The sequence below is a fragment of the Mycolicibacterium lutetiense genome (genome assembly GCF_017876775.1).
Taxonomy (GTDB): domain Bacteria; phylum Actinomycetota; class Actinomycetes; order Mycobacteriales; family Mycobacteriaceae; genus Mycobacterium; species Mycobacterium lutetiense.
This window is the reverse complement of sequence record NZ_JAGIOP010000002.1, coordinates 3595899-3613889: the sequence shown is the minus strand read 5'-3', so window position 1 is coordinate 3613889 and position 17991 is coordinate 3595899. Positions and strand designations below refer to the sequence as shown.

Genomic DNA, 17991 nt, shown 5'->3' with positions numbered 1-17991 from the left:
CGTGCCGGTGCGGATGAGCTCGCAGCGGTTCGAAGAGTTGGTATCCGATGCGCTCGACCTGATCCCTCCGCGGTTGGCAGCCGCGCTCGACAACGTCGTAGTCCTGGTGGAGGACCGTGATCCCGACGAGCCCGAGATCCTGGGCCTGTATCGGGGAGTCGCGCTGACCGACCGGGACTCCTGGTATGCCGGTTCCTTGCCGGACACCATCACGATCTACCGCGGGGCCCTGCTGGAATTCTGTGACAGCGACGCCGACGTGGTCGACGAGGTGGCGATCACCGTGATCCACGAGATCGCGCACCATTTCGGGATTGATGATGAGCGGCTGCACGAATTGGGCTGGGGCTAGGCGCGGCAACCGGGTTTTGTCGGCCCACAGTGCTATCAACGGGCTATGACCATCCAGTGCCGGGAGTGCGCAGCCGGTCTGGAGCATTGCCATGGCACCGTGATCCATCACGTCCGGTACCGCGCGGAATGCACCGACGACACCTGCACCACTCCGGAAGCCGCGCATACGTTCAGCCTCGACTGTGAGTCGGTGGGCTGCCCGTGTGCGCAGGACACTGCGCTCTCGATCCGGCGGACCGGTTAGCCCATCGGGTCGGTTTCGGACTGCACCGCGTCGATGACGGGTGTGGCGCCGGGCTCCGGGTAGAAGGGCGGTACCGCCGCCGCCCACTGCACGCAGCTCCAGTGCCCGTCGGTGATCGGTGCAAGTACCACCGATTCGGTGTTGTCCAGATGGTGGTCGAGGGCGAAGCTGCCGTCGACGCCACCCAGCACGGCGGCCACCAGCCGGATCGCCGCGCCGTGGCTCACCAGCACGATGTCGCTGTGGAAGTCGGCATCGTCGAGGTAGCGGAGTCGCAGGTCGGTGAGCACCGGCACGTACCGGTCCAGTACCGCCTCGGCGCTTTCGCCACCGGGCATCGGTACGTCCAGTTCGCCCCGATGCCAGCGCTCGTAGATCCGGTTGAACTCGGCAACGGCGTCATCGTCGCTACGGTCTTCGAGTTCACCGACCTGGACTTCGTGGACCCCTTCGAATTCGAATGGGACAAGGCCGGTTTCGACACCGATGCCGGCGGCGGTCTGTGCCGCGCGCCGGGCCACCGAGTGCGCGAGGATCGACGGACGCTGACGAAGTGTTCCGGCGAACCTCCGGGCCTGGTCGTGTCCGAGGTCGGTCAGGTCTGCACCGGGAGGCAGGGTGTCCAGACGCCGGGCGACGTTGCCGTGGGACTGTCCGTGACGGACGAGGACCAGCCGGCCGCTCATGAGTCGTCCGTTCCCGCGCGCAAGCCTGCCAACCACCGTGAGGCCTCATCGAGGCGGGGCGGTGGTGCACCCGCGCTCGAACCGGTCGGCCAGGAACCTAGATATCGCACATCGGTACAACGTCGATAGAGCGCTTTGAGTGCCTCGGCCACCGGATCGTCGTCGATGTGGCCGACGCAGTCCAGGAAGAACATGTAGGTGCCCAGCTCGGTTCGGGTGGGCCGGGATTCGATCCGCGTGAGGTCGATGTCGCGGATCGCGAATTCGTTCATCGCCGCGACCAGGGCGCCCGGGGTGTTGTCCAGCCGCAGCACCACCGAGGTGCGATCGGCACCGGTGGCTGCCGGCGGCGCGCCGGGGGGACCGGCCAGGACGAAGCGGGTGCGGGCATTGACCTCGTCGACCACGTCGGCGGCGAGCACGTCCAGGCCGCAGCGCTGCGCGGCCAGTCTCGTGCTCACCCCGGCGTCGGCCCGACCCTCGGCCACCTCGTGGGCGGCGGCGGCGTTGGACGTGGCCGGGACGATGTCCGCGCCGGGCAGGTTGGCGGCCAGCCACTGACGTACCTGCGCGAGTGCGACCGGGAAGGCGGCGACGGTCCGCACGGGCCCGGTGTGCCCGGGCCGGGTCACGATGGTGAAGGCGATATCGAGGATCAGTTCGGCATAGACCTGCAACGGCTTCCCGACCGCCAGGCTGTCCAGCGTCGGCAGCACCGACCCCTCTATCGAGTTCTCGATCGGCACGCATGCGTAATCGGCCTGGCCGTCACGCACCGCGGCCAGCGCGCCCGGGGTGCTGTCGGTCAGAACGGGGGTGAACCGAGGTTGGCCGTCGCCCGAGGCCGACGACAGTCCGGGCACCAATTCATGGGCCACCATCTGCAGTAACGCCACTTCGGTAAAGGTTCCCTCGGGCCCGAGGTAGGCGATGCGCGGCACATCCCAACCCTATCGGGTCGGTGTCTGCGCCATCGGACGTCTTGCCGACCGAACACCTCCCAGTTAAGTTAGGCTTACCTCACTTAATCACCTCACCTAGTTTCGGAGGCGGCGAGATGGCCACAACGACACCGACGACAGCCGAGCGGATCCGCAGCGCATGCGCACGAGGCGGCGGCGCCATGGTCGCGGTCGAGGGCATCGAACCCGTCGCCTCCCCCGTTCATCACCTGCTCGACGACGGGTCGTTCGCGATCACCGTCCCCGAGGCGGGCCCCCTGGCGGCCTTCGCGATGACCGCCGGTTCGGCCGGCGTGCAGGCCGTGCTCGAGATGACCGACTACGCCCCGCTCCCGCTGCGCGAACCGGTGCGCTCCCTGGTGTGGATCCGTGGCCGTCTGCAGCACGTACCGAGCGACGAGATTCCGGCGCTGCTCGACCTGATCGCCACCGAGAACCCGGATCCGGCACTCCTGCAGGTGAACTCCAGGGACGACAACCACACCCTGATGCGCTTGGAGATCGAGTCAGTCGTAGTGGCCGACTCCACCGGCGCCGAGTCGGTCGGACTCGGGGCACTGCTGCAGGCCCGGCCCGATCCGTTCTGCGCGATGGAATCCGGGTGGCTGCAGCACATGGAGTCCGCGCACCGCGACGTGGTCGAACGCCTGGCCACCCGGTTGCCGATGACGCTGCGCCAGGGACGGGTGCGGCCGTTGGGACTGGACCGCTACGGCGTGCAACTGCGCGTGGAGAACGAACACGGCGACCACGACGTACGGTTACCGTTCCCCAAGCCGGTCGACGACGTCACCGGTCTGAGCCAGGCCATCCGCATCTTGATGGGCTGCCCATTCCTCAACGGCCTGCGCGCACGCAAGATCTGACCCGCACGATCGGCCACACCGGCCCGACGCCGCTACCGTGGCTTCGGTGACCGGGCCCCACGAGCAACTCGAGCCGCAACGCCGCGCGCTCAAGATCGAGATCGCCATCGTGCTCGCGGTGACCTTCGGGCTCAGCGCCTACACCGCGGGCCTACGACTCATCGAAGCGGTGCTGCTCGGCCTGTCGGGGCAGACCGTCGCGCTCAACCCGAAGCGCTCCCCGTTCGACCTGATCGATCTCGGCCTGCACCTGGCCGTCGTCCTCCAACTGCTGGCCTGGGGCGCACTGGCCCTGTACCTGTTGTGGCGCAGCGGTTTCGGCCCGTCCACGATCGGACTGTCCCGCCCGCGGTGGCGCACCGACGGTGTGGGCGGGCTCGGCCTGGCCCTGCTGATCGGCCTGCCGGGGCTGGGGTTCTACGTGCTGGCCCGCGTACTCGGCCTGAGTGCCGATGTGGAACCGGCCGAGCTGTACGACACCTGGTGGCGCATCCCGATGCTGCTCGGCGTGGCGTTCGCCAACGGCTGGGCCGAGGAGATCATCGTGGTGGGGTTCCTGCTGACCCGGCTGCGTCAACTCGACGTCAGTCCCGGGCGGGCCCTGGTCATCTCCAGTCTCCTGCGCGGCGCATATCACCTGTACCAGGGCTACAGCGCGGGTCTGGGCAATGTCGTGATGGGCCTGGTGTTCGGCTACGCATGGCAGCGCACCGGGCGGCTGTGGCCGCTGATCATCGCCCACACCCTGATCGACGCCGTGGCGTTCGTCGGCTACGCGCTGGTGGCCGACCATCTCAGTTGGCTGCGATAACGCATCCGGCACGTACATTTCTGCTGTGGACGACTTCACCGCTTCGGGCGGATCTCCCGACCCGCGCTCGCGGCGTCCGGGGCCGCGCCGCCACGGCAACGAGCCGTCCCAGGTGATCCGGCGTGACCCGAACTACCGCCCGGCCTGGCCGCCTAATCCGCCCACGCCGCCACGACAACCCCCGAGACAACCGCCACCACGACAACCCCCGCCACCGAGGCAGCCTCCGCCCAGATCCGCGCCACCTCCACCTCCGCCTCCACCGCGTCCACCCCGGGGAGCGCACCCGCCCCGGCCCGCCCCGGGCCGGCCGCCCGCGGCCCGTCCGCCCGCGCCCGCCGCGCCAGTACGCAAGCCGCGCCGACGACGCCACTGGGGCCGTCTGGTGTTCGTGGTGCTCCTCGTCGGTGTCCTGGCGCTGATCGGCGGCGGCGCGTGGATCGACTCGTCGCTGCACCGCATCCCGGCGTTGGCCGACTATCCCGAGCGCCCCGCCGCGGCCAAGGGCACCACCTGGCTGTTGGTCGGATCCGACAGCCGTCAGCACCTCAGCCCCGAGCAGCAGACCGAGCTGGCCACCGGCGGAGACATCGGCACCGGCCGCACCGACACCATCCTGTTGATCCACATCCCGGCCATCGGTTCGGCCACTCGGGCCACCATGGTCTCGATCCCGCGGGATTCCTACCTGCCGATTCCGGGCTACGGCGAGGACAAGGTCAACGCCGCCTTCTCACTGGGTGGGGCGCCGTTGTTGGCTCAGACCGTGGAGCAGGCCACCGGCCTACACCTCGACCACTACGCCGAGATCGGTTTCGATGGATTCGCCGCGCTCGTCGACGCGGTCGGCGGGGTGACGATGTGCCCGGCGGAGCCGATCAACGACCCGCTGGCCGGGATCGACCTGCCGGCCGGTTGCCAGGAGTTCGACGGCCGCAACGCGCTCGGCTACGTCCGCAGCCGCGCCACGCCGCGTGCCGATCTGGACCGGATGATCAACCAACGGGCATTCATGTCCGCACTGCTGCACCGGGCCACCAGCCCGGCGGTGCTACTCAACCCCTTGCGGTGGCAGCCGATCGCCCGCGCGGCCACCAACTCGGTGGCCGTCGACCAGGACGCCCACGTCTGGGACCTGGGTCGGCTGGCCTGGGCGATGCACGGCGAGATGGTGACCACGACGGTGCCGATCGGCGAGTTCACCGGAAGCGATTCGGGTGCGGTGGTGGTGTGGGACAGCGATGCGGCAAGCCGGTTGTTCACCGCGCTGGCCAACGACACAGCCGTTCCGGACGATGTCATCGAACAGCCTCAACCGTGAGCTTAGGCAAAGTTAAACAAGGCGATAGCAAATTCCGGGCAGTGAACGTAATGCGCGCCACGCAACTAAGGTAAAGCTGGCCTCAATGAGGTCAACCTTCCATGACAACACCCTCTGACCTGCTATATCCTCGCGATCATGACCATGACCGGCGAGCACGACACGAAATTCCATGCACTCGTTCAGGATCAGATTCGCAGCGAGTTCACCGCGTCACAGCAATACGTCGCCATTGCGGTTTATTTCGACGGTGCCGATCTCCCGCAACTCGCCAAGCACTTCTATGCGCAGGCGGTCGAAGAGCGCAACCACGCCATGATGCTGGTCCAGTACCTGCTCGACCGGGATATCGACGCCGAGATCCCCGGAGTCGACGCGGTGTGCAACCGGTTCGAGGCGCCCCGTGATGCGCTCGCGCTGGCACTCAGCCAGGAGCGCACCGTGACCGAACAGATCAGCCGGCTCGCCAGCGTCGCCCGCGAGGAGGGCGACTACCTCGGCGAGCAGTTCATGCAGTGGTTCCTCAAGGAGCAGATCGAAGAGGTCGCGTCGATGGCGACGCTGGTGCGCATCGCCGACCGCGCGGGCGCCAACCTGTTCCACATCGAGGACTTCGTCGCCCGCGAACTGCCCGGCAGCGCCGGTGTCGACGCGGCTGCACCGAAGGCCGCGGGCGGCAACCTCTAGCCCTCAGTCCCGGTCCCACCGGTCAGGCCGTTCTGCAGCCAACTCTTGGTGCGGCCGGGATGGTTCGTGGCCACCCATCCCACGCCTATGTCGCGGCAGAACTGGACGTCCTCGTAGTGGTCCACCGTCCAGCAGTACAGGGCGCGTCCCTGCGCGGCGGCCCGGTCCACCAACTCCGGGTGCTCACGCAGGGTCGCAATGGACGGGCCGACCGCGGTGGCACCGACCGTCGTGGCGGCGCTGCCGCCCAGGTACCGCGAGGTCTCCCCGAGCAGCACCGTCGGAAGCATCGGGGCGGCCCGACGAATCCGCCACACGGCTGCCGCCGAGAAGGACATCACCACAGCGCGTGACAGATCGGCCGAGGCCGGGGCGGCGATTCCGTACCGGTGCAGCAGTGCCAGCACCTTGTTCTCCACCAGCGCGCCGTAGCGCACGGGATGTTTGGTCTCGACGAACAACTTGACCGGCCGGTTCCAGTCCAGCACCAGCGAGACGAGGTCGTCGAGCGTCAGCAGCCCGGTGTCGCCGAGGGTGCCCTCGGCATCTGTGTCGGCATGCCATGCCCCATAGTCCAGCCGGCGCAACTCGGCCAGTGTCATCTCACTGACCAGACCGGTGCCCGTGGAGGTCCGGTCCACCCGCCGATCGTGCACGCACACCAGGTGTCCGTCGCGGGTCAGCCGCACATCGCATTCCACGCCGTCGGCACCCTCACGGAGCGCCAGGTCGTATGCGGCGAGCGTGTGTTCGGGCTTCTCGGCGGATGCTCCCCGGTGGGCCACCACGAACGGATGCCCAGGCCCCGGTGTCGCCTGCGCAGCGGCTCCGCCGTCGCCCGTGTCCATACGGCCTATGCTGCCGGGTTCTGCCCTTGGGGCTCAACCGGAATGGCGGATTCAGCGGAATCCTCACCATTCTGCGACGTTTCGGCCGCCTCGGTTCCGGCCGGACCGGACCGCTCGGGCTCGACCACCACCCAGCGCCGGGCGCTGCGCTCAGCCGTCGCACCGCTGCCCTCGAACCCGACGAAGACCTTGGCGGTCAACAGGAATGCCGCCAGCGCCAGCAGGTACCCGACGATCGCAGTCACGGTGTTGTTCGCGATGTTCTGCGGGGCGTCGTTGAAGAACGTCACGTACACGGTGCTCACCATCGACGCGAACGCGACCACTGCGCTGAACACCCAGACGATCCACCACACCACGATCTGGCGGCGCAGGTGCGAGAGGCGCCCTTCGAGAGCGGCCAGTTCCCACACGAACACCGGCGCCATCACGAGGTTCACCCCGGGGATCAGGCAGCACAGCCACAGTGTCCTGGTGCTGCGCGGATCCACCTCGCCGTGCGCGGCGTACCCGGCCGCCCGCCGCGTGATCAGCCAACGCACCAACGCCACCGCCGCGATGACCACGACGCCCATCGCCACCACGCTGGCCAGCAGCCCGATCACCACACCGCCGGTCGCGATCAGCGGATGCAGCAGCACGCTGCGGTTGATCAGCAGCAGCACATAACGAATCACGTGGGCGAAGGCGGCGACGCCCAGCACCACCATGGCTGCGACGAGCATGAGGCGCACGTTGCCGACATCGGTCTCGCTGTCGGTTTTGTGAGGCTGCTCCTCGAGATCGAAATGTTGGTGCAGCCCCCAACTCGGAATCGCGCGGTAGTGCGGTGTTGGGCCGAGCGGACGCCGCTGCCGGCGCTGCCGTGGCGGAGGACCGGGCCGCAGGGCGATCCAGCGATAGCCGGGGGCCCGATGGGGTGCGGTGCGCTGTGCGGTCGCCGACCCCTGCGCCGGAGTCCGGGCAGCGGGTCCCCACTGGGATTGGGACTGGGGCACCGCGGGTGCCAACAACGAACCGCCGCATCGGGGACACCACGACCGCTGCCGGTCACGCACATTCCAGCGCGTCTCGCACTGCGAACACACCTGGATCATCCGACCAGCCTAGTCACGATCTCTGGACAGCTACCCGCGGTCAGACAGTTCCCGGGCCGCCGGCGTCGGTGATGACCGGACGTCCGGCCCCGGCCCAGGCCAACATTCCGCCTTCGACATTGATCGGGGTGTATCCGTTACGGGCCAGATAGTTCGCCACCCGCAGGGAACGTCCACCCGCGTGGCAGATCACGTACAGCTCGGCATCCGGGTCGATCTCGGCGATTCGCGTCGGCACATCACCCATCGGGATGTGCTGGGCGCCCTCGGCGTGACCGCGTTGCCACTCGTCGTCCTCACGGACGTCGAGCAGCACGACAGCACCATCGAACGTGGCGGGTACCGCGGCAATGCCTGCCTGCCCGACTTCCACATCGTCCATGCCGTCAATGCTCGCATGCCGACACCGCCGAGCGCAGCCGACCCTGACGACCATCTCGCCGTCAGCAACGCAAAGCTATCCACAGTTTCCACAGGTTCATCCACAGGCCCGGCACCTGGAGAAAAGCCTTAGAAGTGGGCATTACTGTGCGGTAGCTGTCCAGCACTGTGGATAAACCTGGGGCTGTCACGGCGGCGATCAACAGCCACTACCTACGCGGAGCGAAATTAAGCACTCGGCTAAACCGCGGTCGTCGGCACCGATCGGGGCGGTTGGGCTCAGCCTGATTCCGGGCCGCTGCGCGCGCCGGCCCCGATTTTCCCCTGGCCATTACACGGGCTATGATCGGCGTCACACCAGATGTTGTGACAGAACTCACTGGGGGGAGCATTGATCGCGCAGGTCAGGAGTGTTTGATGGCGTCACATCCGATCGGATCGGGATCAACCTTTCCGCAGCCCGAATGGCATTCATCCGGACATCTACACACCCGTAACCAGTTGATGTCCTTCCTTCGGGCCGGCGTGATCGCGCTGCTGCTGCTCGGCGTCCTGGCCGTAATCGTCTTGTTCTGACCAACGCCCGATCGGGTATACGTGTGGTCGGCGCGCGCGTCCTTGCGGTGCGCCTTGCGATGGAGCAATGTTGGCAGCGATCTTGAGTGTCGAACTACACGATCTGAGAGCGCCTGGCTCCATCGATCGATAATGAGGAAGGAATCTCGTGGCTGAATACACCTTGCCGGACCTGGATTACGACTACGGGGCACTGGAGCCCCACATCTCCGGGCAGATCAACGAACTCCACCACAGCAAGCACCACGCGGCGTACGTCAAGGGCGTCAACGACGCCGTCGGCAAGCTCGACGAGGCGCGCGCCAACGGTGACCACGCGGCGATCTTCCTCAACGAGAAGAACCTGGCCTTCCACCTCGGCGGCCATGTGAACCACTCGATCTGGTGGAAGAACCTGTCCCCCAACGGCGGCGACAAGCCGACCGGCGACCTCGCAGCGGCGATCGATGATCAGTTCGGCTCGTTCGACAAGTTCCAGGCGCAGTTCACCGCCGCCGCCAACGGGCTGCAGGGTTCGGGTTGGGCCGTGCTCGGCTACGACAGCCTCGGCGACCGGCTGCTGACCTTCCAGCTCTACGACCAGCAGGCCAACGTGCCTCTCGGCATCATCCCGCTGCTGCAGGTCGATATGTGGGAGCACGCCTTCTACCTGCAGTACAAGAACGTCAAGGCCGACTATGTCAAGGCGTTCTGGAATGTCGTGAATTGGGAGGACGTGCAGAACCGCTACGCGGCGGCCACCTCCAAGACCAACGGCCTGATCTTCGGCTAGTTCCGGTCTCGATCCGACTTCGAGGGCTGGATCGGTTTTCTGATCTCTCATCAAGGGGCGTCGCGCGCACTGCGTGACGCCCCGCCCTCGTTTCTTGGCCGACTCGTTATCGGGCCGGATCCCGTGTCGCCTTGCACCACTCCCGCTGCTGCCGCATTCTGAACTGATCGACCCACAGACGTGTCGGAGTGCCGGCCAGCCGGCGAGCCAACATCGATGTCCCGGAGGCGATATGGATACGACGGGGTCCGGCCGGGCGATAGAGATCGCCCCCTTTCATTCCGGCGGTGCGCTCAAAGGGTTTGTGGTGATCGGCCGATGGCCCGACTCCACCAAAGAATGGGCGCAGCTTCTGATGGTCACCGTCCGGGTCGCCTCGCTACCTGGATTGCTCTCCACCACAACAATTTTCGGCGTTCGAGAGGAATTGCCTGAGGAACCCCGTCCCGGCACGGTCGGCATCGTCATCGCAGAGGGGCCGGTAGTCGGCGAGTCCGCGGTTCCGCCCGGGTACTTCGCCGACCATCAACCCCCGGCACTACTGATGCTGCATCCGCCGTCGGAGACAACGCCGTCACTTCCCGAGTGCACCGGCGCCGCTTCGGGTTGCGTGTTACTGCCCGGGCTTCCATATCTCGGACTGGAACACCGTGCGGCCTGGGTGGAAGCCGAATCTGACGGCACGGTCACGTCGATGGTCAGCAGGGTGGGTGTCGACCCGATCAGTCATCCCGACACCGCGATCCTGGCGATGCTGTTGGCAGCGTGAGTGCGCCAGCAGCGGCAACCCTCTCCGGCAAGGAGAATCCGGCTACCGGAAATGGGGAAGAAACCTAGCGCACCGGACGGACAACGGTTAGTGTGCTCTTGATCAGCGGAGGGCGGAAGCCCGCAATCGTCGCGTCGACACGCTGCCCTTGAGCCCGGCCGACAGCCTGCGATGCGGTGGGCGACACCTTCGACCGTATGTATAGGTAAAGCCGCGCGAGCGGCAGGTATCGCGGTGTGTCGAAAGGTCGCCATGTCCGCAGACGCAGGCATCAGCGTCTCAGCAGGATCGGCGAGATCGGCGACCCCACTCGAGATAGCCGTACTGACACGCCGCAACCGTCGCCGCCGCCGCATTTGTACCGGCCATTGTCCGGCGACGCCGGAAACCTCCGCCCGTTTCCACCCCGCAACCGCCTTCCGGAATCGGAGTCACAATCCGTCCAGGCCTGTCTGGCTATCGCGCGCAAGGGGGTTGACAGGCATTCCACCGCCCCACCTGTAACGTGTTCCAACGTTGTCCGACGACGGCGTCGTGCACCATCCCGCGCGACCCGGATCCCGCACTCTAGCAAATATCCGAGTCCGCTAGTCACGGCACCGTCTCGGTTGCCGGCCAAGAAGTTGCTCATGATCGGGCACCCCTGTGCCCGCAGCTCATCGCATCCAATACAACGCAGCCGTCACCTTTTGCATTGTCGGACGGCACAATCCCGCTGCCCCCGTGCGGCGAAGGCTGCGGTATCCGCAGCGGGAACGCCCCAAACGCAAAGCCAGTTTAACTTTTGTGGCGTTTGCACTTGGTTGTCGTCACAACACTCGCTACGATAGTCAGCAAATACGCCGCCTATTCGTACCGCTCAAGATCCATGTGGAGGTCAAATCGATGAGCAAGACGTTCGCCGCCCGCCTAAACCGCCTGTTCGATACGGTTTATCCACCCGGCCGGGGACCGCACACGTCTGCCGAGGTGATCGCCGCACTGAAGTCCGAGGGCGTCACCATGTCAGCCCCTTACCTGTCGCAGCTCCGTTCGGGCAACCGGACCAACCCGTCAGCGGCAACCATGACCGCACTTGCCAACTTCTTCCGGATCAAGCCGGCTTACTTCACTGACGACGAGTACTACGAGAAGCTCGACAAGGAATTGACCTGGCTGGCCAGCATGCGTGACGAGGGGATCCGCCGGATCGCCGCCCGTACCGTCGGACTGTCCAACGAAGCTCAGCAGGATCTGGCGCAGAAGGTCGATGAACTGCGCCGCCGGGAACACCTCGACGGATGATTCGTCGGTTTCGGCCGGCACCTTCGCGCGCTGAAGCCCACTCGCGCGGGCTTTAGCTGCGCGCCGCCGCGCGGTCCAATTCCCGGTACTGCTCGGCAATCGCCAGAATCCATTCCCGATCGGAATACGATTCGGGCTGGCTCAACCAGACCAGCCCCGGGAACACCGAATTCTTGTCGCCCTCGCGGGTGTCGTAGATCCACTCTGCGATGGCCTCCGCCTGATCCCGGGGTGGTACCTGAGGTCGCTCGGCATCCCCCGATTGCGTTGTGTCACTTGATGCTTCCGATCTGTGCCGCCCGTCGGCAGCGGTGGCCTCCAGATAGAGCGCATCCGAGATCAGCGACATTCGTTCGGCGACGCGGAACACCAACGGTCCGCGCGGACGCACGCCGATCCCCACGTCGGGTTGACGCTGGGCCAGTTCATTCAGCAGCGGCTTGATGGTCCGCAGTTCCTGGCGTGCACCGAACCAGTCTTCGACACTCGGCAGCAGCGATCCGGCGGCAACGACCACCATCGCGCAACCGAGGAGGGTGGCCGCGGCACCGACGCCGACGGGTTCGGACCGCCCCGCGGTCCTGAGCAGGACGAAGCCGCTGGCAGCCACGATCAGCACCATGCCGACGGTGAACAGGAACAGCGCCCGCCCCCGCCGACTGCGGTTCGAGTAGCGCAGGCCGGCCCAGACCACCAGGGTGAGCGCCAGAAACACGTAGAGCAGTGGCAGCAGCCACGAGGCACCGTGCGATCCGAGATCCCGCCTCAGATACTCCGCGGGCGACATCTCCGGTTGCCGCCCGGCGCGGAAGAAGATCACCAGGCTGACCAGGACGACGACACCGGCGATGCTGTACTGGATCAGCGCGATACGCCGGGTGAGGGTGGCCGAATAGCCCGAGGATGCGGTCGTGATCATGACGCAACTGCCTGCGGCACAGGCGATCAGCGCCACCTGGCTCAGGCCGGCCGCGATGTTCGGCCAGTGCACCACCGTGTCGATCAGCAGGGCGAGAGGCTGCCAGTTGAGCGCGGCCACCACGCCGAGGCTGCCCAACGACAGGATCATCGCGGAGCTCACCAGGGATTGCTTGTTGACCAGAGCCCAACCGATGCGCAGGCCGGTAGCCAGGCCGAGCAGGCCGGCAATTACCCAGACGATCAACCAAACGCCTCTCCGAGGCGAACCTGCACGATCGAAGACCGGTCGGACGGCAGCCGGCCGAGGCGGTAGAGCAGCAGCGCGGCGAAGTCCTCGGCCTCCTGCTCGATGTCCTCACCGTTGGGCCCCATGCAGCCGGTGCGCTGATTGAGCATGTAGCTGATCAGGTCCGAGGTCGCCACCTCGACTGTTGCCGCGGCCGCATCAACGATCGAAATGCCTTCGTGGCCAAGGACCAGATGACCGAGCTCGTGTGCCAGCGTGCGATCCCATGCCGGTAACCCCTGCTGGATCAGGAACACATCGCGGTCGGCGTATTGCCGCCACTGCCCGCAGACACCGGTCGGAAGCTCGGCCATGCTCAACTCGATCGGCCTGCCGCGGTCCTCGGCCACCGCGTCGACCAGGCGGGTCAACGTGACTTCACCCCTTCGCGGGGCGAGGTCGAGCACCTCGTTGACGGCACGCGTGACGCTTCGACTGGCGGACATGTCCCCCCCTCACCCTTTCCTAGCCGGACAACTCCATCTGGATTCTCCCAGTTCGCCTCTAACGCATGAACCGAGTGGCGTCGATTGGGACCGTACGGCCGGCTTTCGCCTGCCGGAAACCCACCAGCCCGCCCAGACCGGTCAGGGCCATCATCCCGGTAAGCCCGGGCAGCGCCACGACCACGAGGTCCTTTGTGCTCGCCACGCGCAGGTAATCCGCGTACCCGGCCCGGAAGGCCACCGGCGTCGACGCGTCCAAGCCGACAGCGACCGGCTCGATGCGCATCTTGGTGTTGGGTCGCACGTCAGGTCCCGACCGTGGCCCGTACTGCGGCCCGCCGTCAGCGCCTGGAGCGCCCAATGGCACCGCGAGCGGCGGCACGATCACCGGCAGGACGACGACCGGAACTGCGATCGGGGGCACTCCGGCCGCTGCGGCCAGGCCGGGTGGAGGTGCCACGGCCTGGTCGGGCAATTGCATCTCCGGTGGGTGCAGCGAGTCGAACATCGACAGGACCCCGCCGCCCCCGCCACCACCGAAGCGAACATCGTCGACGAAGGTCGGGGTGGTCTCGGTCGTTCCGGAGGAGGTCGTCGCGGTCGTCTTGGTGGTCTCTGTGGTCGTCGCGGTCGTCTTGGTGGTCTCTGTGGTCGTGTGGGTCGTCTCTGTGGTCGTCCGGGTCGTCTCGGTCGTCGTCTCGGTGGTCTCGGTGGTCGTCTCGGTGGTCTCGGTCGTCGACCTGGTCGTCTCGGTCGGCTTGGTCGTCTCGGTCGGCTTGGTCGTCTCGGTCGGCTTGGTTGTCTCGGTCCCGCTTGGCGACGGTGTCTGAGAGCCGGACGGTTGCCCGGTGTGGGTGGGTTCTCCGGTTTCAGAAGGTTTGCCGGTGGTCTTGGTCGGCCGGCCCGTGGTCTTGGTCGGCTTGGTGGTCGGATGGCGGGTGGGCTTACCGGACGTGCGCGTGCCCGACGAGCCGGTGCCGCCTTCGTTTTCGCCGTGGTCGTCACCATCGTGGGAATGGCCGTGACCGTGGTCCTTGCCGCCATGCCCATCGTGGCCGTTCCCGGCGCTGCTCGACGATCCCTGACCGCCGTCAGGCCGACCCCGATCGGGATCGGCAAATGCCAATGCCCCTCCGACACCGGCGGTGATCAGGCCCGTTAGCACCAGACCGGTCGAGGCGGCGACGCGCAACCGCGAACGCACGTTTTCACCACCCTTTCGCGCACCGCCCAACAGCTTCGAATTATGAATTTGATTCTTACACAACCGAGCAGCTCAAATTTGCTAGCTGGCACGTTTACCCGTGCTCATCGCGGGGAGCCGCGGCGGAGCAAATCGATCGGACGATACTGTGGGTCTGCAGCAGTTCTGCGGTGACCACGAACACACGACAAATTGACCGGGAGGCAACCGGAATGGGCCTGTTCACGCGACGAAAAAGCCGCGCCACCCGCCGCGCCGAAGCCCGCGCCATCAAGGCCAAGGCCAAGCTGGAAGCCCGGCTCACCGCAAAGAATGACGCCCGTCGCATCAAGTCTGATCAAAAGTCTGCGCAACGGGCCCTCAAAGCTCAGGTCAGGGCGCAGCGGGACACCGACCGAAATGTCCTCAAAGTGGCCGAAACCGAGTTGAAGGCAGCCCGTGAGGGCCGTCTGCTCTCCCCCACCCGGATTCGCCGCCTACTCACCGTCACACGTTTGCTGGCACCGGTCCTCGTGCCGTTGATCTACCGGGCCGCCACGGCCGCCCGGGGCGCCCTGGACGAGCGTCGCGCCGATCGTCTCGGCGTCCCGCTGGCCCAGCTGGGGCAGTTCTCCGGGCACGGCGCCGAGTTGTCCGCGCGGATTTCCGGGGCCGAGCAGACGCTGCGACAGCTGGCCGAGAGAAATCCCAAGGACGCCGAGACCAAGCAGTTCGTCGCGGCGATCAACGAGCGGCTCACCGATCTGGCCGCGGCAGTGACTGCCGCCGAGAACATGCCGACTCCACGCCGTCGGGGTGCTCACGCCGCGATCGCCGCCCAACTCGACGGCATCGATGCCGACCTGATGGCTCGGCTCGGGTTGGTCTAGCTCAGTTCCATGACCGTCGCCCGTACCGACTCCGCAGCCCCGCTGCGCGGTACGGCCGTCGGCTCACTCACGGCCGCGTTGGCCATCGCCGCGCATGGTGTCGCCGGCGGCGCCCTGCCGGGCGGGGCAGTGGCCGCCCAACTCGTGGTCCTTGCCGCGACATTGGGAACGGTCGCCGCGACCCTGGGAAGCGCACACCGCACCGCAGTGTTGTGGGGCCTGCTGGGCACCGGCCAGCTGCTGGCGCACGGATTGTTGGCCACGGCCGGTCACGGGCACGGCGCGCCCGGTCTGGCGATGTTCGGCGCGCATGTGGCGGCGGTATCGCTCGGCGCGGGCCTGATCGCCTGCGGCGCCCGCCTGTCAGCAGCGGTTTCGCGGGTGGTGCGCGTGGTGGTCAGGGCCGGCCGCGTCGCCCCGCGATCGACGAACTGCGTTACCGCACGCAGCGCTGATCAGCCGTTGCACTCGGCCCTGCTCCTTGCCGCTTCCATGTCTCATCGGGGTCCGCCGGTCGGCGTCTCAGCCTGACCATCCGACCCGATCAACTCCAGAAAGACACTCTCGAATGCAACCCTTCACCGGGGCGTCCTCGCGCGCCCTCTTCGCGACCGCCGCGGTAGCGGCTACCGGTCTGCTCACCGCCGCACCGGCCTGGGCCCATGTCCACGTCGACGCCGACAATCCGACTCCGGGGACCACCTCGGTACTCACCTTCCGGGTGCCCGGTGAGTCCGATACCGGCGCGCGGACAACACAATTGAAGGTCGACCTGCCCGACGTGACCTCGGCCCGCACCGAGGTGATGCCGGGCTGGACCGCCAAGCTGGACCGTGACACCTCGGCGGGCACGGTCCGGTCGGTGACGTGGACCGCGGCACCCGGGGTCGGCATCTCACCCGAGCAGTTCGCCCTGTTCCGGGTGTCGGTCAAGCTTCCCGACGCGGCGACGGCGAGCTTTCCGGTCACCCAGACCGACTCCGACGGCTCCGTGGTCCGCTGGGATCAGCCGCCTCTGCCCGATGGCAGCGAGCCCGAGCATCCGGCTCCGCAGTTAGCCCTGACCGGCGCGCCCTCCGCGGCGGGCCCCACCGCGCCTGCCGCTGCCGCCGCGGAGCCCGCGGCCGGTGCCGACAACTCGGCCCGTTGGCTGGCCGGCGGGGCGCTGATCCTGGCAGCCGTCGCTGTGGTCGCCGGCCTGCTGAACCGGCGCCGGTCATGAGCCGGCTGTTGGCGGCCACGCTGACCGCGCTGATGCTGGCCGCCTCCGCCTTGCTCGGAGCCCCTTGGGCGTCCGCGCATGCGGCCCGGGTTGCCGCCGATCCGGCCGAACATTCCGCGTTGAGCAGCTCGCCGCCGCGGGTGAGTGCCACGTTCAACGAGGCACTGCAGCCCGCCTTCGCCAACATGACGGTGGTCGGGCCGGATAAGAACCTGTGGTCCGAGGGCGATCCCTCGGTGGCCGGCGCGGTGCTCAGCGTCGGGGTTCGTCCGCTCGGCCCGGCCGGCACGTACACGGTCAACTACCGCGCGACCTCGGCCGACGGGCACGTGGTGTCGGGTTCCTGGTCGTTCGACCTGACGGTCGCGGGTACCGGTACGCCGGGAGCGGCCGCGTCGTCGCCTGCGCCATCCGACGGCGGCATCGTGGTGTGGCCGTTCGTGGTGGTCGCCGTGGTGCTGATCGGCGGCGGAGCCTGGTGGGCGGTCCGGCGTCAACGGTGACCGGAGCACTGGTCCGGGCGCTGGCCGACTGCGCCGCCATCGTCACCCTTGGGCTGGCCGCGGTGCCACTGCTCGAGTCCGACCGCTACCGCGCCGAGTTGAGCCGCCGGGCCGCGGGCCCGCTCGGGTTGGTCGCAACGATCTGGCTGCTGGCCGAGGTCGTGCGACTCACGGTGGAGGCGGCGCAGACCGCGGGCGTCGGGTTCTGGCAGGTCGGCGTGCGCACCCTGACTGACTTCGGCCTCCATACGACTGTGGGCCGTTCGGGGCTGGTTGGTATCGCGGCCGCGTTGATCGTCGCCGGCGCGGCAATCCTGGCCCCGCGGGGTGCGACCACGACGGTCGCGACGGTCGGTCTCGCCGCGGTCGGTATGGCGGCCAGGACGCTGGCCGGGCATCTCTCGGAGAGCCCGGTCGGGGGTATCGCCGTGGCGGTGCACGCACTGGCCGCCGCGGTGTGGTGCGGGGTGCTGGCCGCGCTGGTGCTCACGGTGACGCACCGGGGTCAGTGGGCCAGGGTTTTGCCCAGGTTCTCGCAGTTGTCACTGTCGTGTGTGGGGGTGCTGCTGGTCGCCGGCGTGGCCGGGGCTGCGATCAAGTTGACCTCGCCCGCTGAGTTGTGGGCCACCGGCTATGGCCGGATCTTGGCAGCGAAAGTGGCCGTGACCGTGGTCCTGTTGGTGCTGGCCTGGCGAAACCGGTCACAGTGGCTGCCTGCGGCGCGGGCGCACCGCAGCAGCGCCGCGTTGTCGCAGAACCGGTCGTTGACGGAGTTGGGCATGATGGCTGTGGCGGTCACGCTCGCCGCGGCCCTGGCCGTCACGGGTTGACCGCCGCGGCGCCTGGCATGATGGAAAACACTGCCGGCCCCCGACCAGCGCG

The 17991-nt window shown here is 67.4% G+C and carries 23 protein-coding genes; 15 read left to right on the top strand and 8 right to left on the bottom strand.

The window, feature by feature from the left end; all coding sequences use genetic code 11:
• The first annotated feature begins 1 nt into the window (after window position 1).
• On the top strand, window positions 2-352 hold the full coding sequence (locus tag JOF57_RS26700) for a metallopeptidase family protein (protein WP_209922152.1): 351 nt from the start codon (window positions 2-4) through the stop codon (window positions 350-352).
• A gap of 45 nt (window positions 353-397) precedes the next feature.
• The gene (locus JOF57_RS26695; protein ID WP_209922150.1) at window positions 398-598 is read left to right on the top strand and encodes a hypothetical protein; all 201 of its coding nucleotides are present in this window, start codon (window positions 398-400) and stop codon (window positions 596-598) included.
• On the opposite strand, the gene JOF57_RS26690 is transcribed toward JOF57_RS26695, so the two are convergent.
• A complete protein-coding gene (locus JOF57_RS26690) occupies window positions 595-1284 on the bottom strand; it encodes a histidine phosphatase family protein (protein WP_209922148.1) in 690 nt (229 codons plus the stop codon). The two genes, JOF57_RS26695 and JOF57_RS26690, sit on opposite strands and share 4 nt — an antisense overlap.
• Window positions 1281-2225, bottom strand: coding sequence for a prephenate dehydratase (pheA, locus tag JOF57_RS26685; RefSeq protein WP_209922146.1), 945 nt, complete (start codon window positions 2223-2225; stop codon window positions 1281-1283). The genes JOF57_RS26690 and pheA overlap by 4 nt, the downstream gene beginning before the upstream one ends.
• 116 nt (window positions 2226-2341) lie before the next feature.
• On the opposite strand from pheA, the gene JOF57_RS26680 reads away from it, so the two are divergent.
• From JOF57_RS26680 to JOF57_RS26665, 4 genes are all read left to right on the top strand, one after another.
• Window positions 2342-3112: a DUF2470 domain-containing protein gene (locus tag JOF57_RS26680; protein WP_209922144.1), complete on the top strand. Its 771-nt coding sequence runs from the start codon at window positions 2342-2344 to the stop codon at window positions 3110-3112.
• Between the two features lie 46 nt (window positions 3113-3158).
• Window positions 3159-3923, top strand: coding sequence for a CPBP family intramembrane glutamic endopeptidase (locus tag JOF57_RS26675; RefSeq protein WP_209922142.1), 765 nt, complete (start codon window positions 3159-3161; stop codon window positions 3921-3923).
• A 115-nt stretch (window positions 3924-4038) separates the two neighbouring features.
• On the top strand, window positions 4039-5244 hold the full coding sequence (locus tag JOF57_RS26670; RefSeq protein WP_407666652.1) for an LCP family protein: 1206 nt from the start codon (window positions 4039-4041) through the stop codon (window positions 5242-5244).
• Window positions 5245-5382: 138 nt separating this feature from the next.
• Window positions 5383-5931 carry a ferritin gene (locus JOF57_RS26665; RefSeq protein ID WP_209922128.1) on the top strand — a complete coding sequence of 183 codons (549 nt, stop codon included), beginning with the start codon at window positions 5383-5385 and terminating at the stop codon, window positions 5929-5931.
• Here JOF57_RS26665 and JOF57_RS26660 read toward each other — a convergent pair.
• Genes JOF57_RS26660 through JOF57_RS26650 form a run of 3 tightly spaced genes read right to left on the bottom strand, consistent with a single transcriptional unit; the run spans window position 5928 to window position 8258 of the window.
• On the bottom strand, window positions 5928-6779 hold the full coding sequence (locus tag JOF57_RS26660) for a glycerophosphodiester phosphodiesterase (protein ID WP_209922126.1): 852 nt from the start codon (window positions 6777-6779) through the stop codon (window positions 5928-5930). The two genes, JOF57_RS26665 and JOF57_RS26660, sit on opposite strands and share 4 nt — an antisense overlap.
• A 5-nt stretch (window positions 6780-6784) precedes the next feature.
• On the bottom strand, window positions 6785-7876 hold the full coding sequence (locus JOF57_RS26655; protein ID WP_209922124.1) for a DUF4328 domain-containing protein: 1092 nt from the start codon (window positions 7874-7876) through the stop codon (window positions 6785-6787).
• A 40-nt stretch (window positions 7877-7916) separates the two neighbouring features.
• Window positions 7917-8258, bottom strand: coding sequence for a rhodanese-like domain-containing protein (locus JOF57_RS26650; RefSeq protein ID WP_209922114.1), 342 nt, complete (start codon window positions 8256-8258; stop codon window positions 7917-7919).
• A gap of 416 nt (window positions 8259-8674) precedes the next feature.
• Here JOF57_RS26650 and JOF57_RS26645 point away from each other — a divergent pair, with 416 nt between their 5' ends.
• The 4 genes from JOF57_RS26645 to JOF57_RS26630 all read left to right on the top strand — a co-directional run bounded on the left by JOF57_RS26645 (window position 8675) and on the right by JOF57_RS26630 (window position 11658).
• Window positions 8675-8833, top strand: a complete 159-nt coding sequence (locus tag JOF57_RS26645; RefSeq protein WP_209922112.1) for a hypothetical protein — start codon at window positions 8675-8677, stop codon at window positions 8831-8833.
• 148 nt (window positions 8834-8981) lie between these two features.
• A complete protein-coding gene (locus JOF57_RS26640) occupies window positions 8982-9605 on the top strand; it encodes a superoxide dismutase (protein WP_135459459.1) in 624 nt (207 codons plus the stop codon).
• A gap of 232 nt (window positions 9606-9837) precedes the next feature.
• Complete coding sequence (locus JOF57_RS26635) at window positions 9838-10374, top strand: peptidase (RefSeq protein ID WP_209922110.1); 537 nt, start codon at window positions 9838-9840, stop codon at window positions 10372-10374.
• A gap of 885 nt (window positions 10375-11259) precedes the next feature.
• A complete protein-coding gene (locus JOF57_RS26630) occupies window positions 11260-11658 on the top strand; it encodes a transcriptional regulator (RefSeq protein ID WP_209922108.1) in 399 nt (132 codons plus the stop codon).
• A gap of 52 nt (window positions 11659-11710) precedes the next feature.
• Here JOF57_RS26630 and JOF57_RS26625 read toward each other — a convergent pair whose 3' ends face one another.
• The 3 genes from JOF57_RS26625 to JOF57_RS26615 are packed head-to-tail and all read right to left on the bottom strand — an operon-like array spanning window position 11711 to window position 14515.
• Entirely contained in the window at window positions 11711-12823 is a 1113-nt protein-coding gene (locus JOF57_RS26625; protein ID WP_209922107.1) for a hypothetical protein, read from the bottom strand.
• Window positions 12820-13311 (bottom strand): ImmA/IrrE family metallo-endopeptidase, encoded by a 492-nt coding sequence (locus JOF57_RS26620; protein WP_209922105.1) that lies wholly within the window; start codon window positions 13309-13311, stop codon window positions 12820-12822. The genes JOF57_RS26625 and JOF57_RS26620 overlap by 4 nt, the downstream gene beginning before the upstream one ends.
• Window positions 13312-13369: 58 nt before the next feature.
• A complete protein-coding gene (locus JOF57_RS26615; RefSeq protein WP_209922103.1) occupies window positions 13370-14515 on the bottom strand; it encodes a hypothetical protein in 1146 nt (381 codons plus the stop codon).
• A gap of 212 nt (window positions 14516-14727) precedes the next feature.
• Between JOF57_RS26615 and JOF57_RS26610 the strand changes: the two genes are divergently transcribed.
• From JOF57_RS26610 to JOF57_RS26590, 5 genes are read left to right on the top strand one after another with little or no spacing between them, the layout of a single operon-like run.
• Window positions 14728-15384, top strand: a complete 657-nt coding sequence (locus JOF57_RS26610) for a DUF6474 family protein (RefSeq protein WP_209922101.1) — start codon at window positions 14728-14730, stop codon at window positions 15382-15384.
• Window positions 15385-15393: 9 nt separating this feature from the next.
• Entirely contained in the window at window positions 15394-15915 is a 522-nt protein-coding gene (locus tag JOF57_RS26605; RefSeq protein WP_209922099.1) for a hypothetical protein, read from the top strand.
• 37 nt (window positions 15916-15952) lie between these two features.
• Window positions 15953-16606: a YcnI family copper-binding membrane protein gene (locus tag JOF57_RS26600; protein ID WP_209922097.1), complete on the top strand. Its 654-nt coding sequence runs from the start codon at window positions 15953-15955 to the stop codon at window positions 16604-16606.
• The gene (locus JOF57_RS26595) at window positions 16603-17109 is read left to right on the top strand and encodes a copper resistance CopC family protein (RefSeq protein ID WP_209922094.1); all 507 of its coding nucleotides are present in this window, start codon (window positions 16603-16605) and stop codon (window positions 17107-17109) included. The genes JOF57_RS26600 and JOF57_RS26595 overlap by 4 nt, the downstream gene beginning before the upstream one ends.
• Window positions 17037-17939 carry a CopD family protein gene (locus tag JOF57_RS26590; RefSeq protein ID WP_407666609.1) on the top strand — a complete coding sequence of 301 codons (903 nt, stop codon included), beginning with the start codon at window positions 17037-17039 and terminating at the stop codon, window positions 17937-17939. The genes JOF57_RS26595 and JOF57_RS26590 overlap by 73 nt, the downstream gene beginning before the upstream one ends.
• The last annotated feature ends 52 nt before the right edge of the window (window positions 17940-17991 follow it).

Excerpts from the sequence above, each read along its gene's own strand:
- JOF57_RS26610 (WP_209922101.1), top strand. The coding sequence starts at position 14,728 with ATGGGCCTGTTCACGCGACGAAAAAGCCGCGCCACCCGCCGCGCCGAA.
- JOF57_RS26650 (WP_209922114.1), bottom strand. The coding sequence starts at position 8,258 with ATGGACGATGTGGAAGTCGGGCAGGCAGGCATTGCCGCGGTACCCGCC.
- JOF57_RS26630 (WP_209922108.1), top strand. The coding sequence starts at position 11,260 with ATGAGCAAGACGTTCGCCGCCCGCCTAAACCGCCTGTTCGATACGGTT.
- JOF57_RS26595 (WP_209922094.1), top strand. The coding sequence starts at position 16,603 with ATGAGCCGGCTGTTGGCGGCCACGCTGACCGCGCTGATGCTGGCCGCC.
- JOF57_RS26680 (WP_209922144.1), top strand. The coding sequence starts at position 2,342 with ATGGCCACAACGACACCGACGACAGCCGAGCGGATCCGCAGCGCATGC.
- JOF57_RS26660 (WP_209922126.1), bottom strand. The coding sequence starts at position 6,779 with ATGGACACGGGCGACGGCGGAGCCGCTGCGCAGGCGACACCGGGGCCT.
- JOF57_RS26645 (WP_209922112.1), top strand. The coding sequence starts at position 8,675 with ATGGCGTCACATCCGATCGGATCGGGATCAACCTTTCCGCAGCCCGAA.
- JOF57_RS26690 (WP_209922148.1), bottom strand. The coding sequence starts at position 1,284 with ATGAGCGGCCGGCTGGTCCTCGTCCGTCACGGACAGTCCCACGGCAAC.
- JOF57_RS26600 (WP_209922097.1), top strand. The coding sequence starts at position 15,953 with ATGCAACCCTTCACCGGGGCGTCCTCGCGCGCCCTCTTCGCGACCGCC.
- JOF57_RS26665 (WP_209922128.1), top strand. The coding sequence starts at position 5,383 with ATGACCATGACCGGCGAGCACGACACGAAATTCCATGCACTCGTTCAG.
- JOF57_RS26635 (WP_209922110.1), top strand. The coding sequence starts at position 9,838 with ATGGATACGACGGGGTCCGGCCGGGCGATAGAGATCGCCCCCTTTCAT.
- JOF57_RS26620 (WP_209922105.1), bottom strand. The coding sequence starts at position 13,311 with ATGTCCGCCAGTCGAAGCGTCACGCGTGCCGTCAACGAGGTGCTCGAC.
- JOF57_RS26695 (WP_209922150.1), top strand. The coding sequence starts at position 398 with ATGACCATCCAGTGCCGGGAGTGCGCAGCCGGTCTGGAGCATTGCCAT.
- JOF57_RS26655 (WP_209922124.1), bottom strand. The coding sequence starts at position 7,876 with ATGATCCAGGTGTGTTCGCAGTGCGAGACGCGCTGGAATGTGCGTGAC.
- JOF57_RS26605 (WP_209922099.1), top strand. The coding sequence starts at position 15,394 with ATGACCGTCGCCCGTACCGACTCCGCAGCCCCGCTGCGCGGTACGGCC.